The following is an 18893-nucleotide window of genomic DNA, read 5'->3' as shown; positions in this document are numbered from 1 at the left end:
CAGATGCAAGCCTTGCCGCCCAGCCAAAGGGCATAAGCGGCAGGGATTTGGTTAGATTATGCGGGTGTTCAAGGTCTTGCCATTAAGCATTATTTTAAGCATATCGCCCGACTTCATCGGCCCAACCCCTTGTGGGGTGCCCGTCAAAACAATATCGCCAGCCCGCAAAGTAAAGAAGCGGCTAATGTAACTTATCAGCGGAATGATGGGGGTAATCATGTCGCGAGTATTACCCTGCTGACGAATTTCATCGTTAATAGTCAGGGACAATTCAGCCTGTTGTGCATCACCAAACTCAGCTACAGGAATAAAACCAGAGATCGGGCAAGAGCCATCAAATGCTTTGGCTTTCTCCCACGGCTGGCCGGCCTTCTTCAGACCCGCCTGCAGCTCGCGCAAAGTTAAATCCAGCGCCACACCATAACCCGCAATCGCACGAGCCACCCTATCTTCGCTGGCTTGTTTTAACGGCGTACCGATCAAAACAGCCAATTCAACTTCATGGTGTACTGCTCCAAACTCTTTGGGGATCGACACTGGCTGGCGAATGTCACATAACGCCGTTTCAGGTTTGATAAACAGAACCGGTTCAACTGAGGCTGTACTCCCCATCTCTTTAATATGTTCTGCATAGTTGCTGCCTACGCAAACCACTTTACTCACTGGAAAATCCAGCAAAGCCCCTTGCCAGTCTCTATGTTGATACATACTGCCTCTCCTGAATTTACATCCTGATAGCCCCGACACCGCAGTCAAACGACTATGGCATAGAGCGACTATCACGCCAACTCAATATTGAAGTCCGCCCGCAATTTAGCTTATGGCCTCAATCAAGGTAAAAGCCCCTCCTCACTAGACCGCAACTCACTGAGGAAGGTGAAAGCCTTCATATTAGGATGATGCTTTGCTTTCGCCCAAATGCATTTTCAACAAGCTCTCTGGCGGGGGCGGAACTTGCAGATAAAAGCCCTGATCAACAAGCGCACTTTTCACTTTTTCGATATCCGCGGTTGCTAAGGTTTTACGGCTGTTTAATGCCAGTTGCATCGCAAATTGCGGTTTGCCAAAACTGGCGAGCAGCTCAGCCGGCACTCGCGAAAAATCATCTCTCTTTTCAATATAGAGGTAAGTCTGATCCCGTTTCGGGCTTCTATAAATAGCACAAAGCATGTTCTGGACTCTATTGGTCGAATTCGATAGTAAAATGGTATGGTAGCTGAAAATTATAACATGCCAAGCTATACCACACTCTCGCGATATCTGGATTTACAGATGACTTAGTCAGATTTTTCCGAAATAGCACTGAGAAATATTTCACGAAACCGATAATAGTGATGCGCTATTACTCTATTTTATAAAAAACACGCCGCATGATAAAGAATTCGCCATATTTGATAGAAATAACGAATTTTATCGGCGTAGCAAAACCGGTACTAAGTGAATTTCATTGTTGAAAAAATACACAAATCTAGAATGGTAGTGATATCAGCCAAATATAGACGGTTCAGGGCTAGCGAATAAGCAGAAGTTATGCTGTAATTTCTTGTCTGATTGCTGTCATTCTGACCTTAAGATTTCAATATATTGATACGGATAGATTTATTTTTATATTACCTATAACATGCTTAGGAACATCAGAATATTGTACCCCCGAATGATATTCTGGGGATTAAACGTAGCTGAAACTGAGTCAGGATAGATGTCACAATCGCCAATTGAGTTAAAAGGCAGTAGTTTTACCCTTTCGGTCATTCATTTACATGATTCACGACCGGAGGTAATCCGTCAGGCATTGCAGGAAAAGGTGGATCAAGCTCCCGCTTTTCTGAAAAACGCCCCTGTTGTGATTAACGTTGCAACGTTACCTAACGGTGCTAACTGGAAAGATATCCAACAGGCTGTCACCTCAGCAGGTCTGCGTATTGTTGGCATCAGTGGTTGTCAAGATGAGCGTCAAAAACGGGCGATAGCACGAGCAGGCTTACCATTACTGAGTGAGGGGAAAGGCCAGAAAAGGGCGCCCGAGCCAGTTATCAGCCCGCCAGAAAACGTTCCGACCAAGACTCGAATCATCAACACGCCAGTCCGTTCTGGCCAACAAATTTATGCTCGTAATTGCGATTTGATTGTTATCAGCAGTGTCAGTGCCGGTGCTGAATTAATTGCCGACGGCAATATTCATATCTATGGAATGATGCGAGGCCGTGCGCTAGCAGGTGCATCCGGTGATGCCCAGTGCCAGATTTTTTGCACGCATCTGGGTGCTGAACTAGTCTCTATCGCAGGGCAGTACTGGTTGAGTGATCAGATTCCGCGTGACTATTTTGGTCAGGCCGCACGTCTGCATCTGCTGGATAACGCACTAACTATACAACCTTTAAATTAAGCCCTTTTGACAAGGAATCCATTTCATGGCACGCATTATTGTTGTTACATCGGGTAAAGGGGGCGTTGGCAAGACCACATCAAGCGCGGCTATCGCAACCGGCTTGGCCCAAAAAGGTAAAAAAACCGTGGTTATCGATTTCGATATCGGCCTACGGAATTTAGATTTAATTATGGGATGCGAGCGCCGTGTCGTTTATGATTTTGTTAATGTCATTCAAGGTGATGCCACCTTGAACCAAGCATTAATAAAAGATAAGCGCACAGATAATCTGTATATCCTGCCCGCTTCTCAGACCCGTGACAAAGACGCCCTGACCAAAGAGGGTGTTGAAAAGATTTTGAATGATCTTGGCGAAATGAACTTCGAGTTCGTGGTGTGTGACTCTCCTGCCGGCATCGAAAGCGGCGCTTTGATGGCACTCTATTTTGCCGATGAAGCAGTCATTACCACCAACCCTGAAGTCTCTTCGGTTCGTGACTCAGACCGCATCCTCGGGATACTGTCATCTAAGTCGCGTCGTGCCGAAAATGGCCAAGATCCGATTAAAGAACATCTGCTGTTGACCCGCTACAACCCAGGGCGCGTTAATCGCGGCGATATGCTTAGCATGGAAGATGTCCTCGACATTCTGAGGATCCCATTGGTTGGCGTTATACCAGAAGACCAGTCAGTACTGCGTGCCTCGAACCAAGGCGAGCCTGTGATTCTGGACAAAGAGTCAGATGCTGGTAAAGCTTATGACGATACCGTTGACCGTCTGCTAGGAGAAGAACGCCCCTTCCGCTTCATCGAAGAAGAGAAGAAGGGCTTCCTGAAACGCCTTTTTGGGGGATAAACCATGGCTTTGTTAGACTTTTTTCTGTCCCGCAAAAAACCGACAGCCAATATAGCCAAGGAACGGCTGCAAATTATCGTCGCTGAACGTCGTCGTGGGGACAGTGCGCCCCACTATTTGCCTGACTTAAAACGCGATATTTTGGCGGTTATTTGTAAATATATCCAGATCGAACCTGAAATGCTGCATGTGCAATTTGAGCAGAAAGGGGATGATATTTCGGTGCTTGAACTTAACGTGACATTACCGGAAACGGAAGAAACACCTAAATGATGTCTTCGCAATAACTAACCCCTGTATTCATTTACAGGGGTGTTTATTTACAGTGCTAGTTATCTATAGCGGATGGCCATCCTATTGACTGTATATATATCCAGCTACATCGCCGCAATTAAATAGACATCCCCACTAAAACAAGAAAATTCTTAATCTCTATTTCAGTTGTTCATAAAGCCCTGATGAATTAAAAACTGAAATAACCAGAGTGAAGTCTCCCCCACCCTGAATATCATTAATAGTGCTGTAAAATCTCGGTCAATTCCGTAGATAACAAATCACCACGCCAACCACTTAATAGTTCAGGCTGAGTCTCTGATAATTTCAATTTCCAATGCCAACTGAGGAGTTGATTTATTTGACGGCGTGATGCCAGTAATTCGCTACTTAGGCCAGAGCGCTCACTGACCGACAGAATTAGCGCTTTAATCTCTTTAAAAACTCTCTTGTAGCCGGGCTGGTCAATCAGGTTAGCGACCGGTGGCGGCAGTTGCTCTTCAGGTACTGTATTACCCTCAGCGACCAGCGCCAATAAGGTGCGACCGTGATAGCGAATCTCCTGCCCACTCAGCCCCAAGGAGTCCAGCTCACCTAGCGAAGTGGGCTGATAGCGGGCTACTTGCCAAAGGTTCTCTTCCCGCACCACGAAGTTCACCGCCAAATCGCGCTCACGTGCCTGACGCAAACGCCATGCGGCCAGTTTCTGTAAACATGCCAACTGACGCCCTCGTAGCTGCCAGGCATTGGTAATCTCACGATAGGCGAGTTCTGGGTCCAGTGTCTCACTACGACGACGGCACAACAGCTGACACTCATCTTTAGCCGCATCCATCCGCCCGGCGGCTTCGGTCGCTTCAACTAATTTAGCCGCCAGCGGTAACAGGTAAAACACATCAGCAGCCGCGTAATCACACTGCTTTTCGCTTAATGGCCGGGCTATCCAATCGGTACGAGATTCACTTTTATCTAACTCAACACCTTCAAACTCATTGACCAACATAGCAAAGCCACAAGATAGCGAACGTCCCGAAAATGCGGCCAGTACTTGCGTATCAATCATCGGCGTCGGCATTCTGTCGAAGGCATTTAAAAACACCTCAAGATCTTCGCTGCCAGCGTGCAGGTATTTCACGACAGCCAGATCTTGCAGTAGCTCGCGGAAGGGTTGCCATTCAGTAATTGGCAAAGGGTCAATCAGTGAAAGTTGTTCACCGTCATACAGTTGAATCAGGCCCAACTGCGGATAGTAAGTGCGTGTTCTGACAAACTCAGTATCCAGCGCGACATGAGCATGTTTCCGGGCTTGTTCGCAGACCTGCTGCAACGCATCATTGGTGGTGATCAACTGATAATTCAAAACGTCATTCTCTTGGTCGTTATAACCGCCATCTTGCGAGGGGCGGCTATAGTCTATGGCAAACACAACAACGCCGGCGATGACCGGCGTTGTTGATAATGATTGGGTGATACCGTTACGCTAAGCTGCGTCTTGATCGCCAGCCTTATTGGTAACAAGTTCATCACGCAATTCCCTACGCAAAATTTTGCCGACATTCGATTTCGGCAATTCGTCACGGAACTCTACTATTTTCGGTACTTTATACCCTGTAAGGTAGCGGCGGCAATGGGTTAGCAGCTCTTCCTGTGTCAACGTGGCATCTTTTTTCACGATGAACACTTTTACCGCCTCACCAGCAACCCCATTAGGCACCCCAATGACGGCAGATTCGAGTACTTTCGGATGTAACGCGACCACATCTTCAATCTCATTGGGGTAGACATTAAATCCTGACACCAGAATCATATCTTTTTTACGATCAACAATGCGCAAAAAGCCTTGTTCATCAAGAGTCGCGATATCACCTGTTGCCAACCAGCCCTCCTTTAGCACTTCATCCGTGGCTTCTGGCCGTTGCCAATAGCCTAACATAACTTGTGGGCCACGCACCCATAGTTCACCCGGCTCGCCAAATGCCACATCATGGCCCTCATCATCTACCAGCCGAACATCCGTTGACGGCACCGGTAGGCCAATGCTGCCGCTGTAATGTTTCAAGTCATAAGGGTTACCGGTCACTAACGGTGAACACTCAGTCAGACCATAGCCCTCCAGCAAGTGTTTACCGGTGAGTTTTTCCCAACGTTCAGCCACCGCCTGCTGTACCGGCATTCCCCCGCCGACCGACAACCTCAGCGTAGAGAAATTCAACTTAGCGAACTCTTCGTTATTTAACAAAGCATTAAATAATGTATTCACCCCAGTCATCGCCGTGAATGGGTAATGACTTAGCTCTTTAACCATGCCGGGAATATCGCGCGGGTTGGTGATCAATAAGCTGCGCCCACCCAACTCAATAAACAGCAGGCAGTTCATGGTTAAAGCAAAGATGTGATAGAGCGGCAGCGCGGTGACCACCAATTCATGCCCGGGTTGCAGCAGTGGCGCATAGGCAGCTTTCGCCTGTTCCAGGTTCGACTGCATATTACGGTGGGTCAACATCGCCCCTTTCGCCACCCCCGTCGTGCCGCCGGTATACTGCAAGAAAGCCATATCCGTATTAATCACATCCGGCTTAACATATTGCAGACGGCGACCTTTTTGCAGCGCAGTGCGGAACGAAATGGCATCAGGTAGATAGTATTTCGGCACCAGCCGCTTGATGTATTTCACCACGAAATTCACCAACGTCCCTTTAGCTGCCGACAGTTGATCCCCCATGCGGGTTAAAATGACGTGTTTAACCTGCGTTTTAAAGACCACTTTTTCCAACGTGTGGGCAAAGTTGGAAACAATAACGATCGCCGCAGCGCCGCTATCGTTAAGCTGATGCTCCAACTCTCTTGGGGTGTATAGCGGGTTAACATTCACCACCACCATACCTGCACGTAGAATGCCAAACAAAGCGATAGGATATTGCAGCAGATTGGGCATCATTAATGCGACACGGTCACCTTTTTGCAGCCCCAAACCTTGCTGCAAATAAGCGGCGAAAGCACGACTACGCTCTTCCAGCTTACGGAAAGTCATCACCTCGCCCATATTGATAAACGCGGGTTGATCCGCATAACGCAATGCCGCGTTCTCAAACATTTCCACCAAAGAAGAGTAGCGATCCGGGTCTATCTCTGCGGGGACATCTGCCGGATAACGCTTTAGCCATACTTTTTCCAAGGTAGCGCTCCTGAAATTGTTATTGGTCACGAAGAAAAGACGCAAATTTACACCAGAACTTTAACAATATTTTAACTCAGCGTACCAGTTTGCTTTTAAACAATTTTAAGGTTGGGAGATACATCACTATTTTCTGATATCGAGATCCCATAAATAGTCAAGGCGGCCAATGCCGCCCGAAAAAACACAACAAAATCAGAATGTTATCATTTTATGATAGTGTTAAATATGGTAACCATTTGATTATATAATCTTTTATAGATTAATCGCGGTAAAACAGACATAAAAAAGGCGCTAAATTTAGCGCCTTCTCTCATGATGTGCCTACTTATAATACTGCAACAGCTTACTCAGTGACGATCGTTTGTACCGGCACTGGCCCTGGGCCATACCAACCCCATCCCGGCCCCCACATTTCAGGGTGCCGATAGCCCCATGGCCCCATCGTTGGTGGCAACATCACTTGCTGTTCAAGATGCCAGCGCTTATAGCCCGTGGCATTCATCACCACGAAATTATATGGCGTCATACCAATTTTACCGGCTTCAACTCCGGTGATAGGCCCGACGACGGTGACAAGATGCCCACGGAAATCCGCTGGCTCAAGGAAACCATTCACATAGGCAATAATCCGCCCCTGTGAGGGTTCACCTAATATAGGTCTGGCACCGGAATCCAATGGAACAGTGGCAATCTCAAGCCGGGTGCGATGTGGTTCATTGACCACACTAACCACTGTACCGCCGAAACGCGCCTCCTGACCGATAAATGCCTGCGGTGCGGTTCTGACCAAATTGAGATTTTGCTGCGGCGTTGCTGTCGTGCCCTGAATCGCCGGTGGGATCGTCACGCAACCAGAAAGTAACAACACACCCAAACCCAGCCAACCCAACATCCATTTACGGTTTTTATGTTTTGTCGATTGAGCTACTGACGTTTTAATCGTCATAGTCTGTTACTCCTTATTATCATTAGTTGTCCTAATATTTTAGACTCTAATTTGAATAACAAGTTTCTATACCCTCCATCTTTCACATTACAGCGGCGTTAGCGGCGCTAACTTCCCTAAATTTCTGACTGATGTAAGCTCATCGGGATTGCCGCCTTTCTGTATTGTGAAATCTATTGGGTACTTTTTCTAACGGCCCGGCAGTTTCTTCCAGGTAACTTCGTTGCGCAGATAGACCGGCTCGGCATTTTCCACACTGACAGCTTGCCCGTTCGCCCACAATGAGAGCGCCAAAGGCAGCATATCTTCGGCTTGCGGCAACAGCATTTGGCCGTCAGTAAGTTGCACATTGCTGCCGCTAATCAGTTCAGGATAAGTTTGCCAGCCAGTGCCGACCGTGGCCCAACGACCACTCAGCATTTGAGAGCGTGCCAACGTTTGATCCGGTGTCATCACCGCTTCAGTCGCTTCACCCAGCCAATCCCCGGCGGCATTTCGCTCAAACTCACCCCAATAGACTTCGCCCATGCGGGCATCTATCGCGGCCAATACTCGCGACGCCGCCGTCAGACGAAATGCGCCCTGGGCCATGGTTTGTAGTGTGGAGACACCAATCATCGGCAAGTCAGCACCCAGTGCCAGCCCTTGAGCAATACCGATACCAATACGCACCCCCGTAAAACTACCGGGGCCTCGGCCAAAGGCCAATGCATCAAGCTGCCCTAGTGATAAGCCCGATTCAGCCAACACTTGCTGCACCAGCGGTAAAATACGTTGGGTGTGTTCCCGTGGGCAAAGCTCAAACAGTGCCTGGACTTCGCCGTTATTCCAGAGTGCGACAGAACAAGCTTCTGTTGCGGTATCGATCGCTAAAATTCGCGTGGACATGCCAACCTCGGCAGGAAAAGAGTATCAATTCAATACAGGGCGCGCATGATAGCACACCCCTGCTCGTTTTTCTTTTAATCGCGTTGCTTGAGAAAAGCGATAGCTTTCGCCAATGAGCGGGTGCGGGGGGCTGGTGGCAGGCTATTAAGGAACATAGCGCCATAAGGGCGCATCACCAACCGATTATCACAGATAACCAGCACACCGCGATCATCAATGTCACGAATCAATCGCCCCACGCCCTGCTTCAACGTGATAACAGCATCGGGCAATTGCACATCATTGAAGGGGTCCCCCCCACGCAGACGGCAATCCTCAATCCGTGCTTTCAGTAACGGATCATCCGGTGAGGTGAATGGCAGTTTGTCGATGATAACGCAAGATAATGCATCGCCGCGAACATCCACCCCTTCCCAAAAACTGCTGGTCGCGACAAGCAGCGCATTACCCGCCGCCACAAACTGCGCCAGTAGCTGCCCTTTGCTGGTTTCACCTTGCACCAAAACCGGCAATGTCATGCTGGCGCGAAACTCCTCCGCCAATCCGCGCATCATCTGGTGCGAGGTGCAGAGGAAGAAACAGCGCCCTTTATTGGCATCAATTAAGGGTTTTAGCATCACCGCCAGTTTGCGGGCCGCCCCCGGCTCATTGGCAGAGGGCAGATTACGCGGCACACAGAGCAAAGCTTGATTAGCATAATCAAACGGGCTGGGCAACAGCAAGGTTCTGGCGTTGGTCAGCCCTAGCCGAGCAGTAAAATGGGATAATTGGTCGTTAACCGATAGCGTGGCGGAGGTGAAAATCCAGGTTCCCGGCTTCTCTTCAATCAACTCACGGAAGCGATCGGAGACCGAAAGTGGTGTCAGCGCCAAAATAAAGTGGCGGGAATTGCACTCATACCAGTAGCTGTAACCGGGTGTGGTGACCTCTTTTAAGCGCTTTAGGCGGTTACGATAGACAGTAGCGCGCTCAAAGGCGGCATCTAACATAGCTGAGCGCCCTAGCGACAGTTTCATCACGTCATAACATAGCTCTAGCGCATCATCGAGTAACAACAGCGCCCGCTGAATCGCAGGCTGCTCCATCACGTCACGTAAATTGCCGCGATAACCCGGATCACCCAGAACCAGGCGGAAATCTTGCGTGCTTTGCGATAGGCGATCAGCACTTTTCTGCAATTGCGCCGAGTCCCGCACTTCGGTGCGATAAGCAATAATGATGTCTTTCGCCAGATCCATCAGCTGTCTGCTGGTGAGCTGCTGGCCGAAATATTGGCTGGCAATATCTGGAATCTGATGGGCTTCATCGAAGATCATGACATCTGCGGTGGGGATCAATTCAGCAAAACCGCTCTCTTTGACCACCATATCAGCCAGAAACAGATGATGGTTAACCACCACCACATCCGCATCCATCGCCTTGCGGCGAGCTTTCACCACAAAACACTCTTGGTACAACGGGCAATCACTGCCCAGACAGTTATCATTGGTACTGGTGACCAGCGGCCAGACAAAACTGTCCTCAGCGACCTGACCACAAGTGCTGATATCGCCATCAATCGTCTCCGCTGACCAGCCGCGCAGGCGAACCAGATCGACCAATGTTTCACCCGCCAACTCGCCCCCCGCCAATGATTGCTGCTCAAGGCGCTCCAGACAGAGGTAGTTGGAACGCCCTTTAAGCAAGGCCAATTTCCCTTTATATTTCAAAGCGGTTGCCACGGTGGGCAGATCGCGGGAATAGAGCTGGTCTTGTAACGCTTTGGAGCCGGTGGAGATGATCACTTTGCAATCAGCCCGCAGTGCCGGTGCCAAATAGGCAAATGTTTTGCCAGTACCCGTGCCCGCCTCAACCACCAATTGCTGTTTGCCATCAATGGATTCACTGATGGCCGCAGCCATCTGGCGCTGGGACTCTCGGGGATTAAAACCTGTAATGGCCTGCGCCAGTGCGCCATCTGTTGCAAAATCGTCTATCACACTGTCTCTTCCGGGCGAAATCAGCGGTGATTATGCCAAGCCTATCGCCCCGCGACTACACATTCTCACCATCAGCTATGCTACCCTTATGCCAATAACTGACATTAAGATTCACATAAGGGAGTGAAAATGAGTATTGAGCGAATTAATCCAGCAAAACGTTGGTCCGATGCGGTGATTCACAACGACACCATTTACTACACCAGTGTGCCGGAAAATCTGGATGCCGACGCCACCGCGCAGACCGCTAACACGCTGGCGGCGATTGATATCATGCTGAATCAGCTCGGTTCAGATAAAAGCCGTATTCTGGATGCCACCATCTTTTTGGCTGATAAAGCTGATTTCGCGGCGATGAATGCGGCGTGGGATGCCTGGGTGGTCGACGGCCATGCGCCTGTGCGCTGTACTGTCGAATCCAAGTTGATGAATCCGAAGTATAAAGTTGAGATCAAAATTATTGCGGCAATCTAGTTTACTGCGCGTTGCGAGCAGGTATCAATACAGATTATACCCAAAGTAATTGGCGTTGCAGGTAGGCAGCCAGCAAGCGAATCCCGATGAGCTTACACAAGTAAGTGATTCGGGTTCGTGCGCGCAGCGAACACCCCTGCAACTTCAAGTACGACGGGTATATTAGGACAACTTAATCATCACCATCCCAGCCAGCAGCAAAATCAAACCAATCCAACCCTTATAGTTCAGGCGCTGGTTAAATAAAATCCAGCCGGCCGCCACGGTTGCCGCAATACCAAAGCCGCCCCACAAAGCATAAGCCACTGATAATTCTATGCCTTTGACAGCCTGCGCCAAGGCGCTAAATGCCCCTAACACCGACAGCAATGATAAGATGCCCAACCATACACGGCGAAAACCATCTGACATCTTCAGCAAGATATTGGCGATGATCTCCAAAATGACCGCCAGAATCAAAAAGACAATATGATAAAACTCAAGCTGTTGCATGGTGCTCACCTGCATTCCTGCTCTGGTTACCCGGCTTCTTCGGTTTACGGGTTCCTGATTTCACTAACATAATCCCTGCCACCAAGGTTGCTAAGCCCGCTATTTTCAGCACGGATAGACTTTCATCAAACCACAACACACTAAAAATAGTGATAATCAGAATGCCAATCCCTTCCCACAAGGCATACGCCACCCCCAGCGCCACTTTTTTAACCGCCAGAGCCAGCAAAATATAGGAGCCGGTTATCATAAAATACATCACGATATGCCCGGTCATCTCACCGCTGACACTGGCGTACTTCATTGATAAAGTGCCAATGATCTCAGCAACAATAGCTAACCCCAAAAATATCCAATAAATCATCTTTCTTCTCCTAACACGCATCAACGCACGCTAAGGTCTATTTATTACGGTTATCCTCACTTGGCACCCTATTCACAAGGCATAGGTGTGCGCAGGCCGTAAGAAATAGAAACTCACTTGGCGTATAATTTTTTTCGAAAATTGACTTAAAACGGAAGAGGAGAGACGCTACAGCTCGCTGCACCAGTGATGCTCACTGGCCAGAATGGCAGACAGGAAGAGTTGACAGGTAGAAGGTTTGAAAGTAATTCCATTAATTTTCATCATAATATATCTATTTTTTTTAGCCACACCTGCCTTAGCCACCTACTTGTTAGCCAAACCTAGTGCGATACGCCTAAAATCCTCATCAAATTGGAATAATTAACTAGTGCAGTTTTACCACAGCCAATTTTATAAAGCAAACCATCAATTTAGCAAATAGTTTAAAAAAAGAGATTTAAAAATAATAAGTTAGTGATTTCAAAAAAACAAAACCCCTGCATGACAGGGGTTTTGTTTTTAGCACGAATGCTGGGATTCTCCCGTCAGTTCAGGGAGTTAGAACAACTTATGCAGTCGCACCCGCAACAGCTTGTTTCGCTAATTCTGTAATGCGCGCATAGTCACCTTTTTCCAGCGCATCCACCGGAACCAACCATGAACCGCCAATACACAGCACGCTCTTCAGCGCCAGATAATCGCGGTAGTTATTAGGTGTAATCCCACCCGTTGGGCAGAAACGCACTTGTGAGAATGGGCCGCCGATGGCTTGCAGTGCTTTAACACCGCCGTTGGCTTCAGCTGGGAAGAATTTAAACTCACGCAGGCCATAGCTCATGCCCAACATCAGCTCTGAAACAGTGCTGATCCCAGGAATCAGTGGGATAGAGCCTTTCGTTGCCGCTTTAAGTAGTTCATCCGTCAGCCCAGGGCTGATAGCAAACTGTGCACCCGCCTCCACTACGTCAGCCAATTGCTGCGGATTAAGCACGGTGCCGGCACCCACAATCGCCTCAGGCACTTCTTTGGCAATGGCGCGGATCGCCTCAACAGCACAAGGGGTGCGCAACGTCACTTCCAGTACCCGAACACCGCCTGCCACCAAGGCTTTTGCCAAGGGTACTGCTTGCTCGAGCTGGGTAATCACAATCACCGGGACAACGGGGCCTGCGGTCATGATCTGTTCTGCGCTCGTTTTCCAGCTTTTCATCAGTTGTTATCTCCACTTATGCCGATTGGCATGTACTCACCCGAAGGTGTCAGTTGAAATATGGCAGACAGAACTCCTACAGATGCTCTCCGCCTGCCATAAAGAATCAGAATGCGAGCCAGCTAACGACTCTTTATTATTGCGCGGGCCTCCTGCCCCTAGCTGCCCGCCTGCATCCCTGACGGTGGCACACCAGCAAAATCTCATCTGCTGATGTGTTGAGTCATCAACTTATTCGAACTCGTTCCATGAACGGCCATCGCGGGTGATCATGGCAACAGATGCTACCGGCCCCCATGTCCCGGACTGGTAAGGTTTAGGTGCTTCGTTATCCGCCGCCCATGCATCCATGATTGAATCCACCCACTTCCAAGCTTCCTCAACCTCATCACGGCGAACAAACAGCGCCTGAATCCCACGCATGGTCTCCAGTAACAGTCGCTCGTAGGCGTCAGCGAGGTGCTGTTCGTTAAACGTCTTAGAGAAACTGAGGTCAAGTTTGGTGGTTTGCAGACGGTGCTTATGCTCCAGACCCGGCACTTTGTTCAGCACTTCAATTTCGATGCCTTCATCCGGTTGCAAACGAATGGTCAGCTTGTTCTGTGGCAATTGCTGATAGGACTCGCGGAACAGATTCAGCGCAGGGTTTTTGAAGTAAACCACCACCTCTGAACACTTGCTTGGCAGGCGCTTACCGGTTCTCAAATAGAACGGCACACCGGCCCAACGCCAGTCATCAATATCGACACGAATAGAGACGAAGGTCTCAGTATTACTGCTCTTGTTCGCCCCCTCCTCTTCGAGATAGCCAGGTACTTTATTACCCTGCACAAACCCAGCCGTGTACTGGCCACGCACGGTTGTTTCCCGCACATTGGTGTGATCGATACGGCGTAGCGATCGCAGCACTTTCACTTTCTCATCACGGATACGGTCAGTGCTCAGATCCGCCGGTGGTGACATGGCAATCATGGTCAGGATTTGCAGCAAGTGGTTCTGGATCATGTCGCGCATCTGACCGGCCTGATCAAAATAGCCCCAGCGCCCTTCAATACCCACCTCTTCTGCCACCGTGATCTGCACGTGATCAATGGTGCGATTATCCCAGTTGGAAGCAAACAGCGAGTTAGCAAACCGCAGTGCCAACAGATTTAGCACTGTCTCTTTGCCCAAATAGTGGTCGATGCGATAGACCTGGCACTCGTTAAAATATTCAGCAACCTGATCGTTTATCACCCGAGAAGAGGCCAAATCCGTCCCCAAAGGTTTCTCCATCACCACTCGGCTTGGCTCTTTATTCAGCCCCGCCTCACCTAACCCTTTGCAAACCGCACCAAAAGTGCTCGGCGGCATCGCAAAGTAGTTAATGGTTATGCGATTTTTTTGATCCAGCATTTTGCCCAATTTGGTGAAATGCTTGCTGTCATTGACATCTAAGTTACAGAAATCGAGACGTGAACTGAGCTTTTGCCACAATTCATCGTCCAATGCCTCTTTCATAAAGGTATCGAGGGCTTCCTTTACCACGGCTGTGTACGCGTCTTTATCCCAATCGGCACGGCCTACACCGATGATCCGAGTATCTGGGTGGATGTGACCCGCTTTCTCTAATTGGTAAAGGGAAGGCAGCAGTTTCCGGCGAGCCAAGTCTCCCTTAGCGCCGAAAATCACCAGATCACACGCCTGGGCTGCTTGGCCTGTATTAGTTACCGCCATGTTATTCTCCTCGTTGCAGGATATTTGTAATTTTCTTACATTCCTAATGTACTCTCTTTGGCTATAGCCAGTAAACCCAGATAAAAGTGAATCAAAAAAGGTTAAAAAACATCCATTCAGGCGGCAAGCCGCGTCAAATCAGGCTGCGCAACTTAAAAATGTAATTTTATGACGTTTTTGACAACCATTTACCATTATGAAAATTAGACACAGGTCATATTCTGGTGAAAAAGCCACACTTCCCACCAGATGCCACTGCCAACGGGTCCCAGCTCGTAGTATATTTTCATTAAACCGACATAGATTTCTCCTTTAAATGAAATCGGTAAAACCCATGGGTGACTCTCGTTATATGAATACGCTGGAAAATATCCAAAATAATCTGGACCTCCTGAGCAAATCTGAAAGGAAAGTCGCCGAGGTGATCCTTGCCTCCCCGCAAACAGCTATCCATTCAAGTATCGCCACCCTCGCCAAAATGGCGAACGTCAGCGAACCCACGGTAAACCGTTTTTGCCGTCGGCTGGATACCAAAGGTTTCCCTGATTTTAAACTTCATTTGGCACAAAGTCTGGCTAATGGCACACCTTATGTGAACCGAAATGTTGAAGAAGATGATAGTGTAGCCGCTTACACCGGTAAAATTTTCGAATCGACCATGGCCAGTCTGGATATGGTGAAAAACAATTTAGACATTGCCGCTATCAATCGGGCCGTGGATCTATTGACCCAGGCCAAGAAGATTTCGTTCTTTGGCCTGGGTGCATCTGCTGCTGTGGCCCATGATGCAATGAATAAATTTTTCCGCTTCAACATTCCGGTAATTTATTTTGATGATATCGTGATGCAACGTATGAGTTGCATGAATTCCAGTGAAGGTGATGTGGTGGTATTAATATCCCATACCGGTCGCACAAAAAGCCTGGTTGAGTTAGCTCACTTAGCTCGTGAAAACGATGCCACCGTGATTGCTATTACCTCGCGCGATACACCACTGGCAAATGAAGCGACATTACCACTGCTGTTAGATGTGCCGGAAGACACCGATATGTACATGCCGATGGTGTCCCGCATTGCTCAACTGACATTAATTGATGTCCTGGCGACGGGTTTTACCCTACGCCGCGGGGCAAAGTTCAGGGATAACCTGAAACGGGTTAAAGATGCATTGAAAGAGTCTCGTTTTGATAAAGATTTACCGCGCGTCAACAGCGGTGAATAGAGATATAAATGCGAAAGAGATGTCAGACGCGGAAGTCGCCTTGTTTGGCCTGGCCTGAAAATTGTGTTAGCGCATCTTCCGTCGTCACAATTTGACGTATTATTGAAAAATAAACGTTACTTTGGCTCAGGTAAATGTCACCAGAGCCGATATGTTGAGAAAGAGCTCGCTTTGTAAGTCGATCATTTTGTGTATCGATCGTTTTTACATCCGCAAGCGGATAACATGCATGACATGATTTTGTCGTAAAACATGAAAAAGTTTCGTCGTAAAATTTGTAGCTTAGTTACATTTTACTCGGATTATTATCCGCTGTTTTAACAACACCATGCTTCATCAGTCAACGGAGTAAGAGATGTCCAGACGGCTCAGAAGGACCAAAATTGTTACTACACTGGGGCCGGCTACTGACCGCGACAATAATCTGGAAAAGATTATTGCTGCTGGTGCTAACGTAGTCCGCCTGAATTTTTCCCATGGTAGCGCTGAAGATCATGAGTTGCGGGCAAATAAAGTCCGTGAAATCGCCGCTCGACTTGGGCGTCATGTTGCTATTCTTGGCGATTTACAAGGTCCTAAAATCCGGGTATCTACTTTTAGGGAAGGCAAAGTTTTCCTTAATGTGCACGATAAATTCCTGCTTGATGCCAACATGGCTAAAGGCGAAGGCGATAAAGATAAAGTCGGTATCGATTATAAGGGCCTACCCGCGGATGTCGTCCCTGGTGATATTCTGCTGCTGGATGATGGCCGGGTACAGTTGAAAGTGATTGAAGTTCAAGGCATGAAGGTCTTCACCGAAGTCACCGTCGGCGGCCCGCTCTCTAATAATAAAGGCATTAACAAACTCGGTGGCGGCCTGTCAGCAGAAGCGCTGACTGAAAAAGATAAAGCCGATATTGTTACCGCCGCTAAAATTGGCGTAGATTTCCTGGCAGTCTCCTTCCCGCGTACTGGCGAAGATTTACACTATGCGCGTCGTCTGGCCCGTGATGCGGGTTGCAATGCGCAAATCGTGGCCAAAGTTGAGCGCGCTGAAGCGGTGGCAACCGATGAGGCCATGGATGACATCATCCTCGCTTCTGATGTGGTGATGGTTGCTCGTGGTGACTTGGGGGTGGAAATTGGTGACCCTGAATTAGTCGGTATCCAGAAAAAACTGATTCGCCGCGCTCGCCAGCTTAACCGTGCGGTGATCACCGCGACTCAGATGATGGAGTCGATGATTACTAACCCAATGCCAACTCGTGCAGAAGTCATGGACGTGGCAAACGCGGTACTGGATGGCACCGATGCCGTGATGTTGTCGGCAGAAACCGCAGCCGGTCAGTATCCGGCAGAGACAGTGGCTGCAATGGCGCGAGTCTGTCTGGGCGCAGAAAAAATCCCCAGCATTAATGTCTCTAAGCACCGCCTTGATGTGCAATTCGACAATGTCGAAGAAGCTATTGCGATGTCGACCATGTATGCGGCAAACCATCTGAAAGGGATTACGGCGATTATCGCCATGACCGAATCAGGTCGCACTGCGCTGATGATGTCCCGTATCAGCTCCGGTTTACCCATCTTTGCGATGTCACGTCACGACCATACTTTGAATCTGACGGCTATCTACCGTGGCGTCACCCCGGTCTATTGCGATACCCACACTGATGGTATTCTTGCCGCCACTGAGGCGGTTAATCGATTGAAAGATAAAGGCTTCCTGGTTTCTGGCGATCTGGTGATCGTGACCCAAGGTGATGTGATGGGGACGATTGGCACCACCAATACCAGCCGTATCATTCGCGTTGAATAATCAATTTTAAGCCTTAATTAGCAAAAAGCCCGCTAATCAATAGCGGGCTTTTTATGTTCAATCTTAATGGTTGTACCCAAAGAAATTGGCGTTAAAGATCCTTGCGCACATAGGGCTCGATCTCGCCTTCTTTGCGGGTTTTCAGTAGCTTAAGAATCCAGGTGTACTGCTCGGGATTAGGTTTAACCAACAGCTCCACCTCTTCATTCATCCGACGGGCGATATAGCTATCATCAGCATCCGCCAAATCATCCATCGGTGGACGAATATAAATATCAAGGCGATGTTCACGATAATTATAGACTGGGAACATCGGCACAATCGCCGCACGGCAGACTTTCATCAACCGCCCAACCGCTGGCAATGTTGCTTTATAGGTGGCGAAGAAATCGACAAATTCGCTTTGCTCAGGGCCGTAGTCCTCATCGGGCAGATAGTAGCCCCAGAATCCCTGACGTACTGAGCTGATAAAGGGCTTGATACCACTCTCACGCGCATGAATACGCCCACCAAACCGCAAACGCGCACTGTTCCATAAATAGTCCACCAGCGGATTACGCTGATGATGGAACATACCGGCAACCGGTTTACCCTGCTCGGCTAACAGCATGGCCGGAATATCAATTGACCAGGCATGAGGCACTAACAGAATAACGTTACGCTCCTGCCGTTGCAGCTCGTCCAAGATATCCAATCCGTGCCAATGAACGCGAGACAGTACTTTTTTCGGATCGCGAAAACAGAGTTCAGCCATCATCATCAGCGGCTGTGCCGCAGTGGCAAACATCTGATCAATGATATGTTCGCGTTCAGCTTCTGGCAGTTCCGGCATGCAATAAAGAAGATTTATGCGGGCACGGCGACGGCCGCTCTTAGCGAACTTCCCTGCAAGACGGCCAATACCCGCCAGCAATGGATCACGGAATTTAGGCGGGACATAAGCCATCGCCGCCATTGCTCCGGCGCCCAACCAAACACCCCAAAATCGTGGGTGTAGGAAAGATTTTTTAAATACCGGAATAAAGCCAGCGGCGTCGTTTTTCTCTTTATGCATGGAGGAACTCTTGGAGTTGGCAGTGGGCTAATAATAACATACCCTTGATCCTTGAAGTTACAGGGGATTAGTGACGCTCGTTACTCGACCCAT

The 18893-nt window shown here is 48.8% G+C and carries 18 protein-coding genes; 6 read left to right on the top strand and 12 right to left on the bottom strand.

Annotation, left to right across the window (positions count from 1 at the left end):
- Positions 1-51: 51 nt before the first annotated feature.
- Both FFE93_RS09440 and FFE93_RS09435 read right to left on the bottom strand, forming a co-directional pair.
- Positions 52-708: a fumarylacetoacetate hydrolase family protein gene (locus tag FFE93_RS09440; protein ID WP_005270231.1), complete on the bottom strand. Its 657-nt coding sequence runs from the start codon at positions 706-708 to the stop codon at positions 52-54.
- 183 nt (positions 709-891) lie between these two features.
- Complete coding sequence (locus tag FFE93_RS09435) at positions 892-1170, bottom strand: YcgL domain-containing protein (protein WP_032896144.1); 279 nt, start codon at positions 1168-1170, stop codon at positions 892-894.
- Positions 1171-1699: 529 nt separating this feature from the next.
- Here FFE93_RS09435 and minC point away from each other — a divergent pair.
- Genes minC through minE form a run of 3 tightly spaced genes read left to right on the top strand, consistent with a single transcriptional unit; the run spans position 1700 to position 3497 of the window.
- Positions 1700-2386 carry a septum site-determining protein MinC gene (minC, locus tag FFE93_RS09430; RefSeq protein ID WP_005270226.1) on the top strand — a complete coding sequence of 229 codons (687 nt, stop codon included), beginning with the start codon at positions 1700-1702 and terminating at the stop codon, positions 2384-2386.
- Positions 2387-2411: 25 nt separating this feature from the next.
- Positions 2412-3224: a septum site-determining protein MinD gene (gene minD / locus FFE93_RS09425; protein ID WP_004874204.1), complete on the top strand. Its 813-nt coding sequence runs from the start codon at positions 2412-2414 to the stop codon at positions 3222-3224.
- Positions 3225-3227: 3 nt separating this feature from the next.
- On the top strand, positions 3228-3497 hold the full coding sequence (gene minE, locus FFE93_RS09420; protein WP_004874203.1) for a cell division topological specificity factor MinE: 270 nt from the start codon (positions 3228-3230) through the stop codon (positions 3495-3497).
- Between the two features lie 238 nt (positions 3498-3735).
- Here the strand turns inward: minE and rnd are convergent, their stop codons facing one another.
- From rnd to FFE93_RS09395, 5 genes are all read right to left on the bottom strand, one after another.
- On the bottom strand, positions 3736-4857 hold the full coding sequence (gene rnd / locus FFE93_RS09415; RefSeq protein WP_032896268.1) for a ribonuclease D: 1122 nt from the start codon (positions 4855-4857) through the stop codon (positions 3736-3738).
- 120 nt (positions 4858-4977) lie between these two features.
- On the bottom strand, positions 4978-6672 hold the full coding sequence (fadD, locus tag FFE93_RS09410) for a long-chain-fatty-acid--CoA ligase FadD (RefSeq protein ID WP_138775062.1): 1695 nt from the start codon (positions 6670-6672) through the stop codon (positions 4978-4980).
- Between the two features lie 346 nt (positions 6673-7018).
- Entirely contained in the window at positions 7019-7621 is a 603-nt protein-coding gene (locus FFE93_RS09405; RefSeq protein WP_005270219.1) for a Slp family lipoprotein, read from the bottom strand.
- Between the two features lie 189 nt (positions 7622-7810).
- The gene (tsaB, locus tag FFE93_RS09400) at positions 7811-8509 is read right to left on the bottom strand and encodes a tRNA (adenosine(37)-N6)-threonylcarbamoyltransferase complex dimerization subunit type 1 TsaB (RefSeq protein ID WP_005270209.1); all 699 of its coding nucleotides are present in this window, start codon (positions 8507-8509) and stop codon (positions 7811-7813) included.
- Positions 8510-8583: 74 nt separating this feature from the next.
- Positions 8584-10488, bottom strand: coding sequence for an ATP-dependent DNA helicase (locus FFE93_RS09395; RefSeq protein WP_049600155.1), 1905 nt, complete (start codon positions 10486-10488; stop codon positions 8584-8586).
- Between the two features lie 129 nt (positions 10489-10617).
- Here FFE93_RS09395 and FFE93_RS09390 point away from each other — a divergent pair, with 129 nt between their 5' ends.
- Positions 10618-10962: a RidA family protein gene (locus tag FFE93_RS09390; protein WP_032896141.1), complete on the top strand. Its 345-nt coding sequence runs from the start codon at positions 10618-10620 to the stop codon at positions 10960-10962.
- Positions 10963-11124: 162 nt separating this feature from the next.
- Here the strand turns inward: FFE93_RS09390 and mdtI are convergent, their stop codons facing one another.
- The 4 genes from mdtI to zwf form a co-directional block, all read right to left on the bottom strand.
- Entirely contained in the window at positions 11125-11454 is a 330-nt protein-coding gene (mdtI, locus tag FFE93_RS09385) for a multidrug/spermidine efflux SMR transporter subunit MdtI (protein ID WP_049600153.1), read from the bottom strand.
- On the bottom strand, positions 11441-11818 hold the full coding sequence (mdtJ, locus tag FFE93_RS09380; RefSeq protein WP_005270198.1) for a multidrug/spermidine efflux SMR transporter subunit MdtJ: 378 nt from the start codon (positions 11816-11818) through the stop codon (positions 11441-11443). Before mdtJ ends, mdtI begins: the two co-directional genes overlap by 14 nt.
- A gap of 550 nt (positions 11819-12368) precedes the next feature.
- A complete protein-coding gene (locus FFE93_RS09375) occupies positions 12369-13010 on the bottom strand; it encodes a bifunctional 4-hydroxy-2-oxoglutarate aldolase/2-dehydro-3-deoxy-phosphogluconate aldolase (protein ID WP_005270196.1) in 642 nt (213 codons plus the stop codon).
- Between the two features lie 231 nt (positions 13011-13241).
- On the bottom strand, positions 13242-14726 hold the full coding sequence (gene zwf, locus FFE93_RS09370) for a glucose-6-phosphate dehydrogenase (RefSeq protein WP_005270195.1): 1485 nt from the start codon (positions 14724-14726) through the stop codon (positions 13242-13244).
- 334 nt (positions 14727-15060) lie between these two features.
- On the opposite strand from zwf, the gene FFE93_RS09365 reads away from it, so the two are divergent.
- Together FFE93_RS09365 and pyk are read left to right on the top strand one after the other, a co-directional pair.
- Positions 15061-15948, top strand: coding sequence for a MurR/RpiR family transcriptional regulator (locus FFE93_RS09365; protein WP_276324381.1), 888 nt, complete (start codon positions 15061-15063; stop codon positions 15946-15948).
- Between the two features lie 355 nt (positions 15949-16303).
- The gene (gene pyk, locus FFE93_RS09360) at positions 16304-17746 is read left to right on the top strand and encodes a pyruvate kinase (protein ID WP_005270189.1); all 1443 of its coding nucleotides are present in this window, start codon (positions 16304-16306) and stop codon (positions 17744-17746) included.
- Between the two features lie 91 nt (positions 17747-17837).
- On the opposite strand, the gene lpxM is transcribed toward pyk, so the two are convergent.
- Entirely contained in the window at positions 17838-18800 is a 963-nt protein-coding gene (gene lpxM / locus FFE93_RS09355) for a lauroyl-Kdo(2)-lipid IV(A) myristoyltransferase (protein ID WP_138775061.1), read from the bottom strand.
- Positions 18801-18893: the final 93 nt, after the last annotated feature.

This window comes from Yersinia sp. KBS0713, from assembly GCF_005937895.2.
In the GTDB taxonomy this organism is placed as follows: Bacteria; Pseudomonadota; Gammaproteobacteria; order Enterobacterales; family Enterobacteriaceae; genus Yersinia; species Yersinia bercovieri.
Note: the sequence above shows the minus strand (reverse complement) of the source record. Positions and strands in the feature narration are given on the sequence as shown.